The 22,414-nt window shown below is 69.9% G+C and carries 15 protein-coding genes and 1 riboswitch; of the genes, 10 read left to right on the top strand and 5 right to left on the bottom strand.

What is annotated here, in order from left to right:
* Positions 1-13: 13 nt before the first annotated feature.
* A riboswitch (TPP riboswitch) is annotated at positions 14-124 on the bottom strand.
* Between the two features lie 41 nt (positions 125-165).
* The gene (locus AC1DSA_RS01420) at positions 166-660 is read right to left on the bottom strand and encodes a MarR family winged helix-turn-helix transcriptional regulator (protein WP_477885302.1); all 495 of its coding nucleotides are present in this window, start codon (positions 658-660) and stop codon (positions 166-168) included.
* Between the two features lie 167 nt (positions 661-827).
* On the opposite strand from AC1DSA_RS01420, the gene AC1DSA_RS01415 reads away from it, so the two are divergent.
* The 3 genes from AC1DSA_RS01415 to AC1DSA_RS01405 all read left to right on the top strand — a co-directional run bounded on the left by AC1DSA_RS01415 (position 828) and on the right by AC1DSA_RS01405 (position 5,196).
* Positions 828-2,534, top strand: coding sequence for a tannase/feruloyl esterase family alpha/beta hydrolase (locus AC1DSA_RS01415; protein ID WP_477885300.1), 1,707 nt, complete (start codon positions 828-830; stop codon positions 2,532-2,534).
* 77 nt (positions 2,535-2,611) lie between these two features.
* Positions 2,612-3,088: a (2Fe-2S)-binding protein gene (locus AC1DSA_RS01410; RefSeq protein ID WP_477885298.1), complete on the top strand. Its 477-nt coding sequence runs from the start codon at positions 2,612-2,614 to the stop codon at positions 3,086-3,088.
* A complete protein-coding gene (locus tag AC1DSA_RS01405; RefSeq protein WP_477885296.1) occupies positions 3,085-5,196 on the top strand; it encodes a xanthine dehydrogenase family protein molybdopterin-binding subunit in 2,112 nt (703 codons plus the stop codon). The genes AC1DSA_RS01410 and AC1DSA_RS01405 overlap by 4 nt, the downstream gene beginning before the upstream one ends.
* On the opposite strand, the gene AC1DSA_RS01400 is transcribed toward AC1DSA_RS01405, so the two are convergent.
* On the bottom strand, positions 5,197-5,553 hold the full coding sequence (locus AC1DSA_RS01400; protein WP_477885295.1) for an STAS/SEC14 domain-containing protein: 357 nt from the start codon (positions 5,551-5,553) through the stop codon (positions 5,197-5,199). It abuts the gene before it with no gap.
* 203 nt (positions 5,554-5,756) lie between these two features.
* Here AC1DSA_RS01400 and AC1DSA_RS01395 point away from each other — a divergent pair, with 203 nt between their 5' ends.
* The 3 genes from AC1DSA_RS01395 (at position 5,757) to AC1DSA_RS01385 (ending at position 6,875) form a co-directional block, all read left to right on the top strand.
* Positions 5,757-5,996: a hypothetical protein gene (locus AC1DSA_RS01395; RefSeq protein ID WP_477885293.1), complete on the top strand. Its 240-nt coding sequence runs from the start codon at positions 5,757-5,759 to the stop codon at positions 5,994-5,996.
* Between the two features lie 229 nt (positions 5,997-6,225).
* Complete coding sequence (locus tag AC1DSA_RS01390; RefSeq protein ID WP_477885291.1) at positions 6,226-6,579, top strand: DUF4148 domain-containing protein; 354 nt, start codon at positions 6,226-6,228, stop codon at positions 6,577-6,579.
* A gap of 170 nt (positions 6,580-6,749) precedes the next feature.
* Entirely contained in the window at positions 6,750-6,875 is a 126-nt protein-coding gene (locus AC1DSA_RS01385; protein ID WP_477885289.1) for a hypothetical protein, read from the top strand.
* Between the two features lie 340 nt (positions 6,876-7,215).
* On the opposite strand, the gene AC1DSA_RS01380 is transcribed toward AC1DSA_RS01385, so the two are convergent.
* Positions 7,216-7,365, bottom strand: coding sequence for a hypothetical protein (locus tag AC1DSA_RS01380; protein ID WP_477885287.1), 150 nt, complete (start codon positions 7,363-7,365; stop codon positions 7,216-7,218).
* A 7-nt stretch (positions 7,366-7,372) separates the two neighbouring features.
* On the opposite strand from AC1DSA_RS01380, the gene AC1DSA_RS01375 reads away from it, so the two are divergent.
* Positions 7,373-7,636, top strand: a complete 264-nt coding sequence (locus AC1DSA_RS01375) for a c-type cytochrome (RefSeq protein WP_477885285.1) — start codon at positions 7,373-7,375, stop codon at positions 7,634-7,636.
* Positions 7,637-7,706: 70 nt separating this feature from the next.
* Here AC1DSA_RS01375 and AC1DSA_RS01370 read toward each other — a convergent pair whose 3' ends face one another.
* Positions 7,707-10,418, bottom strand: coding sequence for a response regulator (locus tag AC1DSA_RS01370; protein ID WP_477885283.1), 2,712 nt, complete (start codon positions 10,416-10,418; stop codon positions 7,707-7,709).
* Positions 10,419-10,516: 98 nt separating this feature from the next.
* On the bottom strand, positions 10,517-11,221 hold the full coding sequence (locus AC1DSA_RS01365) for a hypothetical protein (protein ID WP_477885281.1): 705 nt from the start codon (positions 11,219-11,221) through the stop codon (positions 10,517-10,519).
* 145 nt (positions 11,222-11,366) lie between these two features.
* On the opposite strand from AC1DSA_RS01365, the gene AC1DSA_RS01360 reads away from it, so the two are divergent.
* The 3 genes from AC1DSA_RS01360 (at position 11,367) to AC1DSA_RS01350 (ending at position 22,264) form a co-directional block, all read left to right on the top strand.
* Entirely contained in the window at positions 11,367-13,220 is a 1,854-nt protein-coding gene (locus tag AC1DSA_RS01360; RefSeq protein WP_477885279.1) for a PAS domain-containing sensor histidine kinase, read from the top strand.
* A gap of 190 nt (positions 13,221-13,410) precedes the next feature.
* A complete protein-coding gene (locus AC1DSA_RS01355; RefSeq protein ID WP_477885277.1) occupies positions 13,411-20,598 on the top strand; it encodes a HAMP domain-containing protein in 7,188 nt (2,395 codons plus the stop codon).
* A gap of 7 nt (positions 20,599-20,605) precedes the next feature.
* A complete protein-coding gene (locus AC1DSA_RS01350) occupies positions 20,606-22,264 on the top strand; it encodes a response regulator (RefSeq protein ID WP_477885275.1) in 1,659 nt (552 codons plus the stop codon).
* Positions 22,265-22,414: the final 150 nt, after the last annotated feature.

The raw sequence follows: 22,414 nt of genomic DNA, 5'->3' as shown, positions 1-22,414 counted from the left end.
AAGAAGGGGGAGGGTGGATGCATGCAGCTCTCCTTACGCCGGTACGAACCGGTTCAAGTTCACGGGTTTGGGTGGATCCATCTCAGCGACACGGCACCTGCCGTTCGCACCCCGGAGCGAATGCAAAGTATAGCGGCGCGCCTGTCGCCGCGCTGACGCGCTGGCTCAGGCGGAAGTGACGGAGCGCGTGCGCGCCAGCGCCACCTTGTGCAGCAGTTCGGCGAGGATCGCCTGTTCGCCCGGGCTCAGCGGCAGCAAGGCGCTCTCCGCTTCGACGATCTTGCGCGTCGCCTTGCGCACCAGGTCCGCCCCCTTGGCGGTGACGTGCAGCACCTGGGCGCGCCGGTCCTCTTCGCTGGCCTGCCGCGCGATCAGTCCCTTGGCCTCGAGCTTGTCCACCATCGTGGAGATGTTGGGCGCGGTCACGCACAGGGCGCGCGCCAGCCGGACCAGCGAGCCGCCCGGGTTCTCGGCGATCAGGGTCAACACCGTGTACTCCACGGGACGCAGGTTGAAGGGCTTGCCGGCCTGCTCGAAGAAGATGGCGTCCGTGACGATCGCGGCCTGCGCGAGCTGGTAGCCCAGCACCTTCTGGAGACTGGCCTCCTCCATGCGCCCGGCCGGCGTGAGGTCGAGGCGCGCGCTGCGTTTGTGCGTCATGGGTCGATTGTGCCCATCGGCCGCATGGGTCGATTTAGTTCAGCTACCACATCTTTTCTCGTCCATTGGAAAGAATGCGCATAGGGTATGTCCGCATGCTTGCCATTGAAATAGTTAAGTAACTTAACGATAGTCCAGCGCGACGGAACCACCCCAACGGAGACAGGATGACGAACCGACCCCACCTCGCCGCGGTTGCCGCGGCGACCCTGCTGGCCCTGGCCGGATGCGGCGGCGGCGATGGCGAACCGCTGCCGCCGGTGCCGCAACTGTCCGCCGCCACCGGCGCCGCGCTGTCGGGCGGCTGCGCCGACCTCGCGGCGCGCGTGGCGTTCCCCAACACGACCATCACCGCGGTGAACGCCGTCGCGGCCGGAACGGTCAAGGTGGCCGGCGCCGATGTGCCGGCCCACTGCCAGGTGCAGGGCAGCATGTTCCCGCGCGTCAGCCCGGTGGACGGCAAGAACTACGCGATCGGGTTCGAGATCCGGCTCCCGCTCAGCTGGAACGGCCGCTTCTTCTACCAGGCCAACGGCGGCATCGACGGCAGCGTCGTCACCGCCACCGGCCCCGTCGGCGGCGGCGGCCCGCTGAACAGCGCGCTGGGCATGGGCTTCGCCGTCATCAGCTCCGATGCCGGGCACGCGGCCTCGATGGGCCCCTTCTTCGGCATCGATCCGCAGGCGCGGCTGGACTACGGCTACCAGGCCGCGGCCAAGCTCACGCCGATGGCCAAGAGCGTGATCCAGGCCGCCTATGGCAAGGGGCCGGACCGGTCCTACTTCGGCGGCTGCTCCAACGGCGGCCGCCATACGATGGTGGCCGCCGCGCGCCTGGGCGACCAGTACGACGGCTTCCTGGTCGGCGACCCGGGCTACCGGCTGCCCCTGGCGGCCACCGCCAACATCGCGGGCGCGCAGGCCTATGCACGTCTGGCCAGCAATCCCGCCGACATCTCCACCGGGTTCACGCCGGCGGAACGCGCCACCGTGTCGAACGCGGTGCTCGCCAAGTGCGATGCGCTGGACGGCGCCAGCGACGGCCTGGTGCAGAACCAGGCGGCATGCCAGCTCGCCTTCAACCTGCAGAACGACGTGCCCACCTGCACCGGGGCGCGCGACGGTACCTGCCTCACCACGGCCCAGAAGTCGGCCATCGCTCAGCTCTTCGCGGGCGCGAAGACGAGCCGTGGCGAAACGATCTATACGAGCTTCCCGTTCGACAGCGGCATCGGCGCGCCCAACTGGGCGTTCTGGAAGTTCACGGCCCCCATCGCGCTCGATTCCGGCGCCGTGGGCCTCATCTGGCAGGTGCCGCCGGAAGATCCCGCGACCTTCAACGGCGCGAACTTCGCGCTGACCGGCAACGTGGACGCCATGTTCGCCAAGATCCAGGCCACCAACTCCACCTACACGGAAAGCGCGCTGTCCTTCATGACGCCGCCGAAGCCCTCGGACCTGTCCACCGTGAAGAACCGGGGCGGCAAGATCCTCGCGTACCACGGCACCAGCGACCCGATCTTCTCCAGCGACGACACGGCCGCCTGGTACAACGCGCTGGACAGCTTCCACCGCGGCGACGCCTCGCGCTTCGCCCGCTACTACCCCGTGCCCGGCATGAACCATTGCTCGGGCGGCCCGGCCACCGACCAGTTCGACATGCTCACGCCACTGGTGAACTGGGTCGAGCGCGGGGCGGCGCCGCAGCAGATCGTTGCCAGCGCCCGCGGCGCGGGCAATGCCGGCGGCGTCAACGCGGACGTGCCGTCCAGCTGGGCGGCCAACCGCACGCGGCCCCTGTGCCCCTTCCCGAAGGTCGCGACCTACAGGGGCAGCGGCAGCCTCGAATCGGCCGACAGCTTCAGCTGTCAATAAGGGCGCGCACCGGACCGGCGCCCGCCGGCATCGGTGATGATTCCCCTGCGGGCTTTCGCGCGCGGGGGAATTTCTTCATGGCCATCGCGAACCTTCGTTTGCGCATCAACGGCAGCGAGCGCACCGTGCAGGCGGACGAGAACACGCCGTTGCTGGACGTCCTGCGCAACGACTGCGGCTTGAAGGGCACGCGCTTCGGTTGCGGGTCCGGCGAATGCGGAGCCTGCCACGTGCTGCTGGATGGCGTGTCGGTGCCGGCCTGCGACACGCCGGTCGGCACCGTGCAGCACCGGGCCATCGTCACCGTGGAAGGACTGGCGCCGGACGGGGTGATGGGCGCGCTGCAGCAGGCCTTCCTGGCGGAGCAGGCGGGCCAGTGCGGCTACTGTCTCTCGGGCGTCCTGGCCAGCGCCACCGCACTGCTGGCGCGCACGCCGCAGCCGAGCGAAGCGCAGGTGCGCGCGGCGCTCGACGCGCACCTGTGCCGCTGCGGCGCGCACAACCGCATCGTGCGTGCCGTGCTGCGCGCGGCGACATCGGGAGCACCGGCGTGACGGACCTGCCCACCAGCCTGAAGGCCAACCCGCTGCTGGGGCAATGGCTGTCGATCCGGTCCGAAGGCCGCGTCGAGGTGCGCAGCGGCAAGGTGGAGCTCGGGCAGGGCATCACCACGGCCCTGGCACAGATCGTCGCCGACGAACTCGACGTCGCGCCGGCGCGCGTCGCGATGGTTCCCGCGAGCACACAGGGCTCGCCCAACGAAGGCTTCACTTCCGGCAGCCTGTCGGTGCAGGACTCCGGCAACGCGCTGCGGCAGGTCTGCGCCGAGGCGCGCGACATCTACCTGCACGCCGCGGCCCGCCGCCTCGAGGTGGCGGTGCAGGACCTCACGGTGGAAGATGGCGAAATCCGGGTGCGCGGCGTGCCGGCGGTGCGCACCAGCTACTGGGAACTGGCGCAGGAGGCACTGCTGCAGTGCGCCGCCAGCGGCCGTGCCGCACCGAAGGCGCCGCGTGCGCGCGAGCAGGCGGAAGTGCCCCGCATCGACCTGCCCGGCAAGCTGCTGGGGCAGCCGTCCTTCCTGCACGACCTGGAACTTCCCGGCATGGTGCATGCGCGGGTGGCCCATCCTCCCTCGCCGGCGGCGACCCTGCGCGAGGTCGATGTCGCGGCCGTCGAGCCGCTGCCCGGCGTGCTGCGGGTCGTGCGCGACGGCAGCTTCCTCGCGGTGGTCGCGCGCACGGAGCACGAGGCGACCCGGGCCTTGCGCAAGCTGCAGTCCGCTGCGCGCTGGGACGAAGCGGAAACGCTGCCGGATGCGGACGACCTGTCCGCCTTCCTGCGCGCGCAGCCGGAAGAAACGAGCGTGGTCCACGAGAAGAAGGCAGCGACCGCATCCGCTGCCGTGCGCAGCTTCGCCGCCCGCTACGCGCGTCCCTACCTGGCGCACGCGTCCATCGGCCCGTCCTGCGGCGTGGCGCGCTTCGACGGCGAGCGGCTGGACGTGTGGACGCATGCGCAGGGCGTGTATCCGCTGCAGAAGGATCTCGCGCTGATGCTGGGCCTGGCCGCGTCGAACATCAGCGTGACGCACGTCCCGGGTCCGGGCTGCTATGGGCACAACGGCGCCGACGATGCCGCCGCGGATGCCGCGGTGATCGCCCAGGCGCTGCCCGGCGCGCCGGTGCGGGTGCTGTGGACGCGCGAGGACGAACTGCGCTGCGCGCCGTTCGGCGCGGCGATGGCGGTGGAAATTCGCGCGGAGGTGGACGCGGACGGCCTCATCTGCGGCTGGCAGCACACCCTCTGGTCCAACGGGCACAGCCTGCGCCCGGGCCGCATGGCGGTGCCGGTGTTCCATGCGGCGCCGCTGCTGGCGCGCGGGTTCCAGCGCCAGGTCGCGATCAACGTGCCGGTGGCGACCGGCGCGGGCGCCGAGCGCAATGCCGTGCCCTGCTACGACTTCCCGCAGCAGAAGATCGTCAACCACCGGCTGCTGGCGATGCCGCTGCGCACGTCGTCGCTGCGTTCCCTGGGCGCGCACTGCAACGTGTTCGCCGCCGAGTCGATGCTGGACGAGATCGCCGCCGGGCTGGACGCGGATCCGCTGGACTTCCGGCTGCGCCACCTGGGCGATGCGCGCAGCCGCGCGGTGCTGGAGCAGGTGGCGGAAATGTCCGGCTGGCGTACCTGGACCCCGCGCGAGGGCGAAGCGCTGGGCCTGGGGTTCGCGCGCTACAAGAACAACGGCGCGTGGTGCGCGGCAGTCGCGCAGGTCGAGGCCGTGCGCGACATCCGCGTGCGCCGGGTCTGGCTGGCCGTGGACGTGGGACGCGTGGTCCAGCCCGACGGCGTGCGCAACCAGCTGGAGGGCGGCGCGATCCAGACGCTCAGCTGGTGCCTGAAGGAGGCCGTGCAGTTCGACCGCACGCGGGTGCTCAGCGACCACTGGGGCGCCTACCCGATCCTGCGCTTTTCCGAAGTGCCGCCGGTGGACATCGCGCTGCTCGATCGGCCGCAGGAGCCGTCGCTGGGGGCCGGCGAACCCACGCATGGGCCGCTCGCCGCGGCCATCGCCAATGCGCTGGCCCGCGCCACCGGCGTCCGCCTGCGCGAGATGCCGTTCACCTGGGATCGCCTGCAGCGCGCCGCGCTCGCCTGATCAGGCCGCCAGCCAGCGCACCGCTTCGTCTTCGTCCGTGAAGACGATGAGGTTCACGCCCGAGCGCTGGGCGGTCTTCTCGCTGGCGTGCGTGATCATGTCGCTGTCGACCACGGAGGCGATGCGGTTCAGGTGCCTCAGCTTGCGCGCGGTCTCCTCGCCGACCGCGTAATGGTCGGTGAAGCTGGTGAGCGTGCGGATGCCGCGCAGATCGAACAGCACACGCTTGACGGGCCAGCCGGACGTCTCCACCCCCAGCAGGTGGATCATCGACAGCATCTGGCCGAGCGTGGGCGCGCCGTGGAGGCGCACCACGGAATAGGCCTCCCTGTGTTCGACGTCGAAGCTGAGACTCATGCAACCAGCATAGGCGCAACGCGGCCTCGGCGAGCCAGCATTTTCCTGGGTGCCGATGCTTCCTTGCGCAGTCGGGGCGCGGGGCTCGACCATGGCGTTCCTCCTGCTGCGCGCGTTCGCGCATGCGCCATCGGCCGCGTCCGACACTGCGCGCGCGGCCGGGCGCGTTGGATGGGAAGGAACATCCCGAAGGAAAAATGAGCATGAAGCACAGCATCAAGGCATGGGCTCTCGTCACCGCGCTCGCTGCCGCCGCCCCCGCGTTCGCGGCAACCGCCCACCCGGCGCACGAACCCGAAGGCAGCAGCGCGCGCAGTGCGACGCACCAGCTCGCCGCCGACGTCAAGGACGCGATGCACAAGGTCGCCGCGGCCACGCGCCATGCGCTGCACCGTGCCGACGCGGCGCTGCACCGCAGTGGCAAGCATGACAAGGAAGCCTGAAGCCCGTCTTCCCTGTGTGCGTGTTCGCACATGAAGCGCGCATCGCATGCGCGCGCGGGGGATGGCGCCGCGGCGCCATCCCTCCCCAAACGGTAGATCTTTCCCAGGCCAGGTGCGCCTATTGTTCGCCCGTCGGTGGCGCGGGAACGGCCCGCCCCCGGCGGATCACCGGCGGATGGCGCGTCCCGCGCCGCCCTCCGGGCAGTTGACCTGACCAGAGGAAATCACCATGAACCGCAAGATCGCTCTCGCCCTCGTCCTGGCCTTCACCGGTGCCGTCGCCTGCGCCGACGACATCACGATGGACCCGGTGCCCTTCAGCTCCACCCTGACGCGCGCGCAAGTGATGCAGGAACTGCAGCAGTACCGGCAGGCCGGCGTCAATCCCTGGGCCGACGACTACAACCAGCTCGCGCAGTTCCGCAGCGGCCTGAGCCGCCAGCAGGTGGTCGCCGAGTTCATGCTGTCGCGCGAGTCCATCGGCGCGCTGAATGGCGAGGACAGCGGCTCCGTCTACCTGGCCCGCCGTGAGCAGCCCGTCAAGGGCGGCACGCACCTCGCGGCCGCGCCCGCGCGCGAGTGAACGCACCAGCCACCCCGGCCTGAGGAGGGGACCCGGACAAGGCGCCGCATCCGCGGCGCCTTGTCCTTTGGCGTGCCGCGTCCTGTGCGCAAACGCACATCGCCCGCCGCCGCCACTGCCTACAGTGCCTGGGTGGACGACCGGTCCACGTTGTTGCGGAAGACAGGACCATGGCACGCTATCTCGTCGTTTCACTGCTCGCCCTCGCGGCCTTCTCGACGCTCGCGATGGGCGTGGACCCCGCCGTCGATGCCCGCGGCAGCATCTGCCTGCTGCTGCCCGGCAGCCACGCATGATCGCCGTCACGGGTGCCACCGGGCAGCTCGGCCAGCCCGACTTCGAACGCCTGATCGGCCGGCCCGCGGTCACGGTGCAGCAGGCCGTCGCCGCCGCCTTGCGCCGCTGAGCACGTCCAGCTCCACGTGGGACGCCGCCGCACCTCGGCGCGGGGGGATGTCTCACGCAGCGCGCGTGGATGAGACATCCAGAATGCAAGCCCATCGTCCGCGGAGAGAACTCCATGAGAAAGCTTGCACTGGTGCTTGCCATCACCGCTGCGCTGGCTGCGTGCGGCAAGGCCAACGACACCGGGTCGACCGCATCCACCACACCGTCGTCGACCAGCAGCCCGTCTTCCTACCGCAGCACGTCGCCGGCCCCGTCCGCCGCGCCGTCCACGGCACCGTCCACCGCCTCCACGGGTTCGACGTCGCCTGCGCCGTCGACCGACACCACCGTGGCGGCCGGCAGCAGCACGCCGTCGACATCGGGCAGCGCAGGGAGCACGTCGGCCATGGGCGCCGGTGCCTCCGGCGAGGCCGTCTACAACCAGACCTGCCAGGTCTGCCACGCCGCCGGCGTCGCCGGCGCGCCCAAGCTGGGCGACAAGGCGGACTGGGGCCCGCGCGTCGCGCAAGGCAAGGACACGCTGTACCAGCACGCCATCGCCGGCTTCACGGGCAAGAAGGGCGCCATGCCGCCCAAGGGGGGCAACACCGCGCTGCCCGACGCCGACGTCAAGGCGGCGGTCGACTTCATGGTGAGCAAGGCCAACTAGGACGGGCCGGCAGCTGCGCGGCGCCGTCCGCGCGACCACGGCGCTGGGGTCGCCGCAGTGGCGCGTTCGCCTACCGGTAGGTGATCCGCACGCGCGCCAGGTGGTCGCGCAGCGCCGCGATGTGCGAAGCGATCTCGCCGGGCGCGCCCTCCAGCGCGTTCAGTTCCACGGCGCGGCTTTGCGCCGACGCCCACTCCAGTCCCATGGCGGCCAGGGCGCCATAGGCCCGGTGCGCGACGAACTGCAGCTCCTCGCGCTGCCCGGCGGCGAGCGCGCGGTCCATGTTCTCCGCGGCCTGCTGCTGCAACTGGAAGAAGCCCGGGAACACGGCGCGCCATTCGGCGTTGACGACCACCTGGTCGCCGCCCGGTACCGGCTCGCGGGCGGCGAGCGGCTCGTTGCCGGCGCTGTCCATCTCCGGTGCGCGGGGCTCCTGTTCGAGCTCGCGCAGAGCCGTCAGCAGCCGCTCCCGCGTCACGGGCTTGACCAGGAAGCGATCGGCGCCGGCGCCCAGCGCGCTGGCCGCGGACTTGTCATCGTCGTTGCCCGACATCATCACGATGCGGCAGCGCGGTCGGCCGGAAGCGATTTCGTGTTCCCGCACCCAGCGCACCGTCTCCACGCCGCCCATCAGGGGCATCTCCATGTCGGTCAGCAGGTAGTCGGGCCAGCGCCGGCGCATGGCGTCGATCGCGGCCTGTCCGTTGGCGGCCGTCTCGACGTGGAAGGGCGGGCTGGGCAACAGGCGACGCGTGACCAGGCGGCTGAACTCGTCGTCGTCCACCAGCAGCAGGTCGCGCAGCGGCAGCTCCTGCAGCCAGGACTGCGGATCCTCGCGAGGCGCTGCGCGGCGCGGCGCCGGCAGCGCCTCGCGGAACGCGGGCAGCGTCAGCGTCACCAGCGTGCCGGCCTCGCCCGTGTGCATGCGCAGGTCGCCAAGCTGCGCCTTGGCCATCAGCCGCGCCGAGTAGGTGCCCAGGCCGGTGCCGCCGCTCTTGCGGCCGGTGACGTACTTGTCGAAGAAGCGGCCGGCGACTTCCGGCGGCACCTGGCCGGGGTTGTGCACGGCGAGCGCCACGGGGTCGCCCGCGGACAGCGTGACGGACACCTGGTGGCCGGCACCCGCGGCCTCGATCGCGTTCTTCACCACGTTGGCGATGATCGAGTAGCACAGCAGCTCCTCGGCGCGCACCAGCACGGGACCGGCGCCGGACGAGCCGGGCCAGTGCAGCGTCACCTGCTGCGCCTCGGCCTGCGAGTGCAGGTCCACCAGGACGCGCGACACCAGCTCGCGCAGGTCCACCGCCTGCGGCCGGAATTCGTAGCTGCCGGTCTCCATCTTGTAGAGCCCCAGCGACAGGTTGACCATCTCCAGCAGCCGCAGGCCGGCACGCTGCAGCACGCCCACCAGCTCGCGCTGGTCGCTGGAAAAGCCGCGGTCTTCGCCCAGCAGCCGCGTCGCGCCCAGGATGCTGTTCAGCGGCGTCTTCATGTCGTGCCGGGAGATGCGCTCGACGTCCTCGCGCAGCCGCGCGTTCTCCTCCAGCGTGCGGCTGCGTTCCTCGGCGTTCAGGGCGGCGCTCATGCGACGGGCGATCACCACCGCGGGTGACAGCAGGAACAGCGCGAAGCCGATCGGCGCGAACTTGGTGTCGGCGCGCGGCGCATCGATCAGCAGCAGGTCCATCGCCTGCGTCACCAGCACCGCCACCATGCCGGCCAGCAGCACCTGCGCATCGCCGCCGGTGCGCCGCACCGCACGCACCATCGCCACCGCGATGTAGGCCACCACGGCGACGGCGATCGCCTGCCCGGGCAGGGCGACGTACGAGTACTGCCCGGGTGCGAGCGCCAACGTGGCCACCACGCCCAGGCCCAGCGCCGCCAGCACCGCATGGAGCATGCGGCGATGGATCTCCACCGGGAACAGGCGGCGCAGCGTGAGGAAGAACAGCGCCATCGCCACGATCCACGACAGGTATTCCACCCGCATGTAGGCGAACCAGGACACCTGCGCGCCGATGGGCCGCAGCAGCAGCCGCTGGCCGATCATGTCCGAGTACACCGCCATCGCGATGCAGAACAGGCCGAACAGCAGCGGCACGCGCTCGCGCCGGCGCGCCACATAGAACAGCAGCGCGACGCCGCCCGTGACCAGGTAGGCCGTGAGCAGCGCGGCTCCCTGCATCACCTGGGCTTCGCGGCGTTCCTCCAGCTCCTCGCGGCTTCCCGCCACCATCGGCCGCACCATGCCGCCGCCGCGGTGATCGAAGTTGGACACGTGCAGCGTGAGCCGCAGCGGGCACGGGAATTCGCGGGTGATGGGAATGCGGCTGTGGACGGCCGCCAGGCTGGCCTGCGGGCTGGGACCCGGTTGTCCGTGCGCGGCCACCTCCACGCCGTTGACGAACAGGCGGGAGGCGGTCCGCTGGCCCACGGCCTCCACCGCGAGCGACCGGCCCGCGGGGCAGTTCACCTGCAGGACGTAGGTGCCCCAGCCGTTTTCCCCGCGCGGCTTGCCCGGCAGGTCGTTCCAGCTGGAAGGCACCGGCGCGAAGCTGCTCGCGGGCAGCTGGTCCCAGCGGGGATCCAGGAACTGGGCCCAGGCGAAGCCCCACTGGCCGCCCAGCGCCATCGGCTCGGTGCTGGCGCCGGGCCACTCCAGCACGCCGGCGACCGCCCGGGACGCCCGGGGATTGCCCGTTTGTCCCACGAGGAACACGGCGCCGAGCAGGGCGAACAGCAGGAACAGCAAAGCGGCGGCTCTGCGCGGGACGGACATTCGCAGAGTGTAGGGTGCGCGGCGCCCGCCCCGCGCGCCTCGGGCCCGCGTCGGCCGGGCGCCCCTGCGGCCGTTGCGCGTTCACCGCGCCGGCGCGCTTACACCACGCGGAAGCTCCACGCCGTGCGGTTCACGTTGCCGCTGCGGTCGCGCACCACCAGCATCGCCCGATGCTCGCCGCGGCCCAGCCGTTCGCGGTAGGCGATCGCGTCGTCGCTGACGTGGGCATCGGCCGTCACGTCGAGCCCGTCGACCACCAGCCGCACCGAGCGGGGATCGACGCCGCTGCCGGCGTCGTCCAGCCGCGCGTGGATGAAGGTGCGGCCCGGCTCCTCCAGGCGCTGGCCGTTGGCCGGCGCGAGCTGGGTCACCTGCGGCGCGCGGTCGTCGCGCGGCGCCCGCGCGAGCGCCTCGATCGCGGCGGGATAGCGGAAGTCGCGCGCCAGCCTGCGGTCGCCGAAGTTCGCGCGCGCGGTGATCGCCTGCCGCGGGTCGATGCGGTCGCCGCGCCGCACCGTGTACGCGCCGGCGTAATGACCCGGCGCGTGCTCGCGCAGCGCGACACGCACGCCGCTGTCGCCCAGGACGGCGTGCGCGTGGCGTGCGCCCGGCGTGCCGACAAGCTGCAGGCGCAGAACGGCGCCCGGAGCGAGGCCGGCGCTGGACTGCACGCGCAGCGCCTGCAGCGCGGGTTGGGCGGCCACAGCATGTTGCGCCGCGGCAGGCAGGGCAACGAAAGCGGAGCCCAGCGGCAGCAGCAGCATCGCGGCGGCGGCGGCATGGGTGCGGAAGTTGGTTTTCATCTCGACGTCCTTTCAAAGGGTCTGCAGGCAGTCTGCGCCGCGCTCGATGAACCGGTGATGAACGCATGGCGCTTCACACGGCCGCGCTTGCTTCGGGTAATCCAGCCATCTCGACAGCGAACCCGTGCAGCAGAATCCGCCTTGCATGACCGCCGCCAGCCTGTTCGACCATCCCGGCCTGCTGGCCAAGGCCATTGCCGAGGCGACGGACGACGTCATCTTCGCCAAGGACCTGGAGGGCCGCTACCGCTTCGCCAACCCGGCCACGCTGGCCGCGGTCGGCCGCACGGCGGAGGAAGTGCTGGGACGCACGGACCTCGAATTCGATGCCGATCCTGCCGCCGCGCGCCGTCGCATGGCAAGCGACCGCCAGGTGCTGGACACGGGGCTGCCCACCGAGACCGACGAGACGGTGCCGCTGCCCGACGGCACGGTCAAGCACTGGCTCACCCGCAAGATGCCCTTGCGCGGCGCCAGCGGCACGATCGTCGGGCTGCTGGGCATCGCGCGCGACATCACGCACCGCAAGCGCACCGACGCGCAGCGCGCGGCGACGCAGCTGAAGCTGGAGATGGGCATCCAGGCGGCGGGCCTGGTGATGGCGGACATCGACTACCGCACCAACCTCAACCACATCTCGGCCGAACTGGCGCGCCTGCTGGAGCTGGGCGACGGCCCGATGACGGTGCCGCGCCAGGCGATCTTCGACCGCATCCATCCCGAGGACCGCGAGCGCTACCTGCAGGGCATCGCCAAGGCGCTGGACCCGCAGGGCAGCGGCCATCTCGCCATCGACGTGCGCGCGCAGCTGCCCAGCGGCACCGTGCGCTGGCTGCACATCCGCCTGCAGATCGTGTTCTCCCTGATCGACGGCCGGCTGCAGCCCGAGCGCGGCATCTGCGCCGCGCGCGACGTGACGGGCGAAATGATCGCGGGGCGCCAGTTGCGCGCCGCGCAGCAGCTCACGACGTCGGTGATCGAAGGTGCGGGCGCGCTGGTGTACGCCAAGGACCTGCAGGGGCGCTACATCCTGTCCAACGAAGCCTGGCGGCGCCTGCACGGCCTGACGCCGGAGCAGGCGCACTTCATCACCGACGAGCAGCTGTTCGGCGCCGAGGCCGCGGCGCGGCTGCGCGCCAACGACCGCCAGGTGATCGCGTCCGGGCAGCTGATCGCGGTGCAGGAGCACGGCGAGCTGCAGGGCCAGCCGGCCGTGTTCCGGACCAGCAAGTTCCCGCTGTACGACGAGACGGGGCAGATCTACGCCGTGTGCGGAGTCTCGACCGAGATCACGGACGTGGTGCAGGCCGACCGGCGCAAGGACGAATTCATCGCCACGCTCGCGCACGAGCTGCGCAACCCGCTGGCGCCGATCCGCACGGGGCTGGAGATCCTGCGCCGGGTGGGCGAGCTGCCGCCGGTGGCGGCGCGCACGCGCGACATGATGGACCGCCAGCTGACGCACATGGTGCGGCTGGTGGACGACCTGCTCGACGTGTCGCGCGTGAGCCGCGGCAAGCTGGAACTGCGGCCGCAGCCGCTCACGGTCGCGCGGGTGCTCTCGGAGGCGCTGGAGACCTGCCAGCCCGCACTGGCCGCGGCGGGCCACACGCTGGCGCTCGAGCTGCCGCCCGAGGAGCTGCAAGTGCAGGGCGACCTGACGCGCCTGGCCCAGGTGTTCAGCAACCTCGTGCACAACGCGATCAAGTACACGCCCGCGCCCGGCCGCATCGCGGTGCGGGCACAGGCCGATGGCGACACCGTGGTGGTGGACGTCAGCGACAACGGCAGCGGCATCTCGGCGGAGGTCCTGCCCCAGGTGTTCGAGCTGTTCGCCCAGGGCACGGACGTCACGCAGGCGGGCCGGGGCGGGCTGGGCATCGGCCTGTGGCTGGTCAAGCGGCTGGTGACGCTGCACCACGGGCGCATCGATGCGCACAGCGCGGGGCCCGGCGCGGGCAGCACGTTTACGGTCCGCCTGCCCCTGTTGCGAAATTAATCACTGCGGGCAGGAGGCGATCGGGCTTGTCGGCTTCGTCCTACGACGGGTTCGGACATTCACGAAGACACTTGCCGCGCTGCATCGAAGGTCTTCCCGCACGCGCCCCTTTCAGTCCGGCGTACCGCTGCTGCCGTGGGGCAGGAGGACGTCCGCGCCGGCGTGAGGACCTTCTTCTTACGGAGCCTCCATGGACCAGGTCGTGATCCCCGCCCAGAAGAAGAAGTCCACCAAGCCCGCTGCCCGCGCGGCTGCCGGCATGGCGAAGAAAGGGGTACCGCAGACGGCGTCGCCGCACGTCACCATCCCGCCCATCCAGACCTTGCCGCCCGAGGCCGCCGAGGCGCGGTCGCGCCAGGTGCTGGCCGCGCTGATGGCGTTCGCCGCGGGTGACTTCAGCGTGCGCCTGCCGGCCGAGTGGTCGGGCACCGACGCGCGGATCGCCGAGGCTTTCAACCAGAGCATCTCCAACGCGGGCCGCATCACCAAGGAAGCGGCGCGCCTGTCCAACACGGTGGGCAAGGAAGGGCGCCTGTCGCAGCGCATCTCCGCGCCCGGGGCCGTGGGCAGCTGGGCCGAGCAGGTGGATTCGTTCAACACGCTGATCGACGACCTGGTGCGGCCCACGACCGACATCGCCCGCACCATCGGCGCCGTCGCCAAGGGTGACCTGGGCCTGCCGATGGACCTGCAGGTGGACGGCCGGCCGCTCAAGGGCGAGTTCCTGCGTTCGGCCAAGCTGGTGAACACCATGATCGAGCAGCTCTCGGTGTTCACCTCCGAGGTGACGCGGGTGGCGCGCGAGGTCGGCACCGAGGGCAAGCTGGGGGGCCAGGCCAAGGTGAAGGGCGTGTCGGGCGTGTGGAAGGACCTGACCGATTCCGTCAACCAGATGGCGGGCAACCTCACGGCGCAGGTGCGCAACATCGCCGACGTGACGATCGCCGTGGCCAACGGCGACCTGTCCAAGAAGATCACAGTGGACGTGCGCGGTGAAATTCTTCAGCTGAAGGAAGCCACCAACACCATGGTGGACCAGCTGCGTTCGTTCGCGTCGGAAGTGACGCGGGTGGCGCGCGAGGTGGGCACCGACGGCCGCCTGGGCGGCCAGGCGGTGGTGCCGGGCGTGGCGGGCACCTGGAAGGACCTGACCGACTCCGTGAACTTCATGGCGTCCAACCTCACGGCGCAGGTGCGCAACATCGCCGACGTGGCCACGGCCATCGCGCGCGGCGACCTGTCCAAGAAGATCACGGTGGACGTGCGCGGCGAGATCCTGCAGCTGAAGGAGACCATCAACACCATGGTGGACCAGCTCAACGGCTTCTCGTCGGAAGTGACGCGGGTGGCCAAGGAGGTGGGCACCGAAGGCAAGCTGGGCGGCCAGGCGCAGGTGCCGGGCATCGCGGGCACCTGGAAGGACCTGACGGATTCCGTCAACTCCATGGCGTCCAACCTCACGGCGCAGGTGCGCAACATCGCCGGCGTGGCGACCGCCATCGCCAAGGGCGACCTGTCCTCCAAGATCACCGTGGAGGTGAAGGGCGAGATCCTGGCGCTGAAGGAAACCATCAACACGATGGTGGACCAGTTGAACGGCTTCGCTTCCGAGGTGACGCGGGTGGCGCGCGAGGTGGGCACCGAAGGCAAACTCGGTGGCCAGGCGCAGGTGCCCGGCGTGGCGGGCACCTGGAAGGACCTGACGGACAACGTGAACTTCATGGCGTCCAACCTCACCGGCCAGGTGCGCAACATCGCGGAAGTGACGACCGCCGTGGCCAAGGGCGACCTCTCGCGCAAGATCACGGTGGACGTGCGCGGCGAGGTGCTGGAACTGAAGAACACCATCAACACCATGGTSGACCAGCTCAACGGCTTCGCCTCGGAAGTGACGCGGGTGGCGCGYGAGGTCGGCACCGAAGGCAAGCTCGGTGGCCAGGCGCAGGTGCCCGGCGTGGCGGGYACCTGGAAGGACCTCACGGACAACGTGAACTCGATGGCGTCCAACCTGACCGACCAGGTGCGCAACATCGCGGAAGTGACGACGGCCGTGGCGCGCGGCGACCTGTCCAAGAAGATCACCGTGGACGTGCGCGGCGAGATCCTGGAACTGAAGAACACCATCAACACGATGGTGGACCAGTTGAACGGATTCGCCGGCGAGGTGTCGCGGGTGGCGCGCGAGGTGGGCACCGAAGGCAAGCTCGGTGGCCAGGCGCAGGTGCCCGGTGTCGCGGGCACCTGGAAGGACCTCACCGACAACGTSAACTCGATGGCCKACAACCTGACCGSSCAGGTCCGCAACATCGCSGACGTGGCGACGGCCGTGGCCAACGGCGACCTGTCCAAGAAGATCACGGTGGACGTGAAGGGCGAGATCCTGGAGCTGAAGAACACCCTGAACACCATGGTGGACCAGCTCAACGGCTTCGCATCGGAGGTGACGCGGGTCGCGCGCGAGGTGGGCACCGAGGGCAAGCTGGGCGGGCAGGCGCAGGTGCGTGGCGTGGCCGGCACCTGGAAGGACCTCACGGACAACGTCAACTCGATGGCCAACAACCTGACGGGCCAGGTGCGCAACATCGCGGAAGTGACGACGGCCGTGGCGCGCGGCGACCTCTCGCGCAAGATCACCGTGGASGTGAAGGGCGAGATCCTGGAGCTGAAGAACACCATCAACACCATGGTGGACCAGTTGAACGGCTTCGCCTCGGAAGTGACGCGGGTGGCGCGCGAGGTGGGCACCGAAGGCAAGCTSGGCGGCCAGGCGCAGGTGCCGGGCGTGGCGGGCACCTGGAAGGACCTGACCGACTCCGTGAACTTCATGGCGTCCAACCTCACGGCGCAGGTGCGCAACATCGCCGACGTGGCCACGGCCATCGCGCGCGGCGACCTGTCCAAGAAGATCACGGTGGACGTGCGCGGCGAGATCCTGCAGCTGAAGGAAACCATCAACACCATGGTGGACCAGCTGAACTCCTTCGCCGGCGAGGTCTCGCGGGTGGCGCGGGAGGTGGGCACCGAGGGCAAGCTCGGCGGCCAGGCCGCGGTGGAAGGCGTGGCGGGCACCTGGAAGGACCTCACGGACAACGTCAACTCGATGGCGTCCAACCTGACCAACCAGGTGCGCAACATCGCCGAGGTGACCATCGCGGTGGCCAACGGCGACCTGTCCAAGAAGATCACGGTCGACGTGCGCGGCGAAATCCTGGAGCTGAAGGAAACCATCAACACCATGGTGGACCAGCTCAACGCCTTCGCGGCCGAGGTGTCGCGGGTGGCGCGCGAGGTGGGCACCGAGGGCAAGCTGGGCGGCCAGGCGCAGGTGCCGGGCGTGGCGGGCACGTGGAAGGACCTGACGGACAACGTCAACTCCATGGCCAACAACCTGACCGGCCAGGTGCGCAACATCGCCGACGTGGCCACGGCGATCGCGCGCGGCGACCTGGGCCGCAAGATCACGGTGGACGTCAAGGGCGAGATCCTGCAGCTGAAGGAAACCATCAACACGATGGTCGACCAGCTGTCCGCCTTCGCCTCCGAAGTGACGCGGGTGGCGCGCGAGGTGGGCTCCGAAGGCAAGCTCGGCGGCCAGGCGCAGGTGCCGGGCGTCGCCGGCACCTGGAAGGACCTGACCGACAACGTCAACTCGATGGCATCCAACCTGACCAACCAGGTACGCAACATCGCCGAAGTGACGATCGCCGTGGCCAACGGCGACCTGTCCAAGAAGATCACGGTGGACGTGCGCGGCGAAATTCTTCAGCTGAAGGAAACCATCAACACGATGGTGGAACAGCTGCGCTCCTTCGCTTCGGAAGTGACGCGGGTGGCGCGCGAGGTCGGCACGGAAGGTCGGCTGGGCGTGCAGGCCGTGGTGCCCGGCGTGGCCGGCACCTGGAAGGACCTGACCGACTCGGTGAACACCATGGGCGCCAACCTGACCTCGCAGGTGCGCAACATCGCGGAGGTGACGACGGCCGTGGCGCGGGGCGACCTGAACCGCAAGATCACGGTGGACGTGAAGGGCGAGATCCTGGAGCTGAAGAACACCATCAACACGATGGTCGACCAGCTCAACTCCTTCGCCAACGAGGTGACGCGCGTCGCGCGCGAGGTGGGCACCGAAGGCAAGCTCGGTGGCCAGGCGCAGGTGACCGGCGTGGGCGGCACCTGGAAGGACCTGACCGACAACGTGAACTTCATGGCGTCCAACCTCACCGAGCAGGTGCGCGGCATCGTCAAGGTCGTGACCGCCGTGGCCAACGGCAACCTGACCCAGCGCCTGACGGTGCAGGCCAAGGGCGAGGTGGCGGCGCTGGCCGACACCATCAACAACATGACCGACACGCTCGCAACCTTCGCCGACCAGGTGACCAACGTCGCGCGCGAAGTGGGCGTGGACGGGCGGCTGGGCGGCCAGGCCAACGTGCCCGGCGCGGCCGGCACCTGGAAGGACCTGACCGGCAACGTGAACCTGCTGGCGGCCAACCTCACGACGCAGGTGCGCGCGATCGCCGAGGTGGCGACGGCGGTGACCAAGGGCGACCTGACGCGTTCGATCCAGGTGGATGCCAAGGGCGAGGTGTCCGAGCTCAAGGACAACATCAACACCATGATCTCCAACCTGCGGGAGACCACGGAATCGAACCGCGAGCAGGACTGGCTCAAGACCAACCTGGCGCGCTTCACCGGCATGCTGCAGGGGCAGCGCGACCTGAACACCGTGGGCAAGATGCTGCTGTCCGAGCTGGCGCCGCTGGTGAACGCGCACCAGGGCAGCATCTACCACAACAACCTGGCCGACGGCAGCGACGGTGAACTGGTGGTGCTGGCGACCTATGCGCAGAGCGCGCGCACGCAACTGACGCCGACCATCCGGCTGGGCGAGGGCCTGGTCGGCGAATGCGCGGTGCAGAACCGGCGCGTGCTGCTGACCGACGTGCCGGCCGACTACGTCAGCGTCGCTTCCAGCCTGGGCGAGGCCGGCAAGCTGAGCGTGATCGTGCTGCCGGTGCTGTACGAGAACCAGGCCAAGGCGGTGATCGAGCTGGCATCGCTGCAGCCCTTCAGCGCGGTCAACCTGAACTTCCTGGACCAGCTGGCGCTGGGCCTCGGCGCGGTGTTCAACACCATCGAGGCGACCATGCGCACTGAGGGCCTGCTCAAGCAGTCGCAGCAGCTCACGGCCGAATTGCAGTCGCGCCAGATCGAACTGCAGCAGACCAACGAGGAACTGGGCACCAAGGCCCGCCTGCTGGCCGAACAGAACGCCGAGGTGGAGCGCAAGAACTCGGAAGTGGAACAGGCGCGGCGCGCGCTGGAGGAAAAGGCGTCGGAACTGGCGCTCACCTCCAAGTACAAGTCCGAGTTCCTGGCCAACATGTCGCACGAGCTGCGCACGCCGCTCAACTCCATCCTGATCCTGTCGCAGCAGCTGGCCGAGAACAGCGCGGGCAACCTGAGCCCGAAGCAGGTGGAGTTCTCGCGCAACATCAACTCCTCCGGCTCCGACCTGCTGAACCTGATCAACGACATCCTGGACCTGTCGAAGATCGAGTCCGGCACGGTGACGGTCGACATCGAGGAGATCACCTTCTACGGCCTGCGCGAGAGCCTGGACCGCAACTTCCGCCACGTGGCGGAGCAGAAGAGCCTGCCGCTGTACCTCAAGTTCACCGAGGACCTGCCGCGCACGATGGACAGCGATCCCAAGCGGCTGCAGCAGATCCTGAAGAACCTGCTGTCCAACGCGGTCAAGTTCACCGCCCACGGCCACGTGGAGGTGCGCGTCGGCCTGGCCAAGGGCGGCTGGAGCGCGGACCATCCGGTGCTGTCGCAGGCGCAGCACGTGGTGGCCTTCGCGGTGGAGGACACCGGCATTGGCGTGCCGGCCGACAAGCAGCGCCTGATCTTCGAGGCCTTCCAGCAGGCCGACGCCGGCACCTCGCGCAAGTACGGCGGCACCGGCCTGGGCCTGGCGATCAGCCGAGAACTCGCCTTCCTGCTGGGCGGCGAGATCAAGCTGCACAGCACGCCGGGCCAGGGCAGCACCTTCACGCTGTACCTGCCGCTGCACTACTCGGGCCCGGACCTGGGCACGGTGTCGTCGCGCAAGGCCAAGTCGGCCGAGACCACCGTCATCACGCTGCCGGTGGCACGCGAGGAGCACATCGCGGACGACCGCGAAACCATCCAGCCGGGCGACCCCGTGCTGCTGGTGATCGAGGACGATCCGCACTACGCGCGCATCCTGCTGGGGCTGGCGCGCGACAAGGGCTTCAAGGGCCTGGTCGCCACCAAGGGCGCGATCGGCCTGTCGCTGGCGCGCCAGTACCAGCCCTCGGCCGTCTCGCTCGACATCTTCCTGCCCGACATGCTGGGCTGGACCGTGCTGAACCAGCTGAAGATGGACCCCGCGCTGCGCCACATCCCGGTGCAGATCGTCACGCTGGAGGAAGAGCGCCAGCATGGGCTGTCGCACGGCGCCTTCAACTACCTGATGAAGGAGCCCACCACCGCCGGCCTGGAAGCGGCGTTCGACCGGCTCAAGGAGTTCACCCAGCCGCGCACCAAGCGCCTGCTGGTGGTGGAGGACAACGAGATCGAGCGCGATGCCGTGGTCGAGCTCCTGGGCTACGACGACATCGACATCGCCACCGCGGGCAGCGGCGAGGCGGCGCTCAGCGCCATGAAGAAGCAGCCCTTCGACTGCGTGGTGCTGGACCTGCGGCTGCCGGACATGAGCGGCTTCGAGCTGCTGGAGGAAATGCGCGGCGAGCAGCAGCTGTCGCGCGTGCCGGTGGTGGTGTTCACGGGCAAGGAGCTCAGCGCCGACGAGCAGGGCCGCCTGAACACCATGGCCAAGAGCATCGTGCTGAAGGACGTGCAGTCGCCCGAGCGGCTGCTGGACGAGACGGCGCTGTTCCTGCACCGGGTGGTGACGCAGCTGCCTGCGGAGAAGCAGGCGATGCTGGACCGGCTGCACAACTCCTCGGAGGTGCTGAGCGGGCGCAAGGTGCTGGTGGTGGACGACGACGCGCGCAACATCTTCGCGCTCACGTCCGTGCTGGAGAACCACGAGGTGGAGGTCATCAGCGCCACCAACGGCCGCCAGGCCATCGCCCTGCTGAAGAACTCGCCGGACATGGACATGGTCCTGATGGACATCATGATGCCGGAGATGGACGGCTACGAGACGATGCGCGAGATCCGTAAGGACGCCGCCTTCCGCACCTTGCCGATCCTGGCCCTGACCGCCAAGGCGATGAAGGGCGACCGCGAGAAGTGCCTGGAGGCCGGCGCGAGCGACTACATCTCCAAGCCCGTCAACACCGACCAGCTGCTGTCGCTGATGCGCGTGTGGCTGTTCCGCTGAGCCGTCCATGACCATGCCCGACACCGTCAACATCCTGATCGTCGACGACGAGCCCAGGAACCTCTCGGTCCTGGAATCCATCCTCGACGATCCCTGCTACCGGCTGGTGCGCGCCACCACGGCCAACGATGCGCTGCTGGCGCTGGTGGCCGACGAGTTCGCGCTGCTGGTGCTGGACGTGCAGATGCCGGGCATGAACGGCTTCGAGCTGGCGCAGCTGGTCAAGGAGCGGCGCAAGACCGCGCGCATCCCGATCATCTTCCTGACCGCGTACTACAACGAGGACCAGCACGTGATGGCGGGCTACGGCAGCGGCGCCGTGGACTACCTGCACAAGCCGGTGAACCCCGCGGTGCTGCGCTCCAAGGTGGCGGTGTTCGCCGAGCTGCACAAGAAGGGGCGCGAGCTGGAGCGCGCCAACCGCCTGCTGCTGGCGGAAGTGGCGGAGCGGCGGCGCGCCGAGGCGCGGCTGTCGGAGCTGGCCGCCTCGCTCGACCAGCGCGTCAGCGAGCGCACCGCGGAACTTGCCGCCAGCCAGCAGCGGCTGATGGAGGCGGCCCGCCGCAAGGACGAATTCCTCGCGACGCTGGCGCACGAGCTGCGCAACCCGCTCGCGCCCATGCGCAACGCGATCCACTTCCTCAAGCTGCGCGGCCCCGGCACGCAGGACGTGACCTGGGCCTCGGACGTGATCGACCGCCAGGTGCGGGGCATGGGCCGGCTGATCGACGACCTGATGGACATCAGCCGCATCAACCAGGGGCGCATCGAGCTGCGCAGGCAGCGGGTCGCGCTCGATGCCGTGCTGGCCGAAGCGGTGGAGACGATCCAGCCGCAGATCGACGGCGCGGGCCACAAGCTCACGCTACTGCAGCCGCCCGGCCGGTTGATGCTGGAGGCCGATCCGCCGCGGCTGGCGCAGGCCTTCATGAACCTGCTGAGCAACGCGGCCAAGTACACCGATCCCGGCGGCCAGATCGAGGTGCGCGCGGTGGTCGAAGGCGGCATGGCGCTGGTGACGATCCGCGACAACGGCATCGGCATCGACCCTGGGCGACTGGAGAGCGTGTTCGAGATGTTCTCGCAGGAAGAGCCCGCGCTGTCCCGCGCCCGCGGCGGCCTGGGCATCGGCCTGGCGCTCACGCGCAAGCTGGTGCAGATGCACGGCGGCACGGTCGCCGCGGCCAGCGACGGCCCCGGCAAGGGCACCCAGTTCGTGGTGCGCCTGCCGGTGGCCGCCGTGGAGGCGCAGGGCGACACGCCGTCGCCGGTGCAGGAGCCGGTTGCCGCGGCGCCCGGTGCGCTGCGCATCCTGGTGGCCGACGACAACGTCGACGCGGCGGAAACGCTGGCCATGCTGCTGGAGGTCATGGGGCACGAAGTGCGCCGCGTGAACGACGGCGCTTCGGCGGTCGAGGCGGTGGCGCAGTTCGATCCGCAGCTCGTGCTCCTGGACATCGGGATGCCAGGCTTGAACGGCTACGAGACCTGCCAGCGCATCCGCGCGCAGGATGGCGGCGCCGGCCGCACCCTGGTCGCGGTTACCGGCTTCGGCCAACCGCAGGACCTGCAGCGCGCGCAGTCCGCGGGCTTCGACCACCACATGGTCAAGCCGCTGGACATGCAGCAGCTGGCGAGGCTGATCAGCGAGCGGGTGGCCGGCTAGCCACGGACGCATCGAGGCGGGGTCGCGCGCAGAGCCATGCGGCGAATGCCTTAAGCGGTAAGTACTGCATGACCGGCATGTGGGCCACCGCAGGGCCCCGCCCGCGTGAATTGCTCCCGCGCCTTCCCCTCGGCTGACGCGTGCGTAGGC

This window comes from Ramlibacter sp. P4_H7 (genome assembly GCF_056400765.1).
The sequence above is the reverse complement of the archived record's forward strand: the minus strand, read 5'-3'. Positions and strand labels throughout refer to the sequence as shown.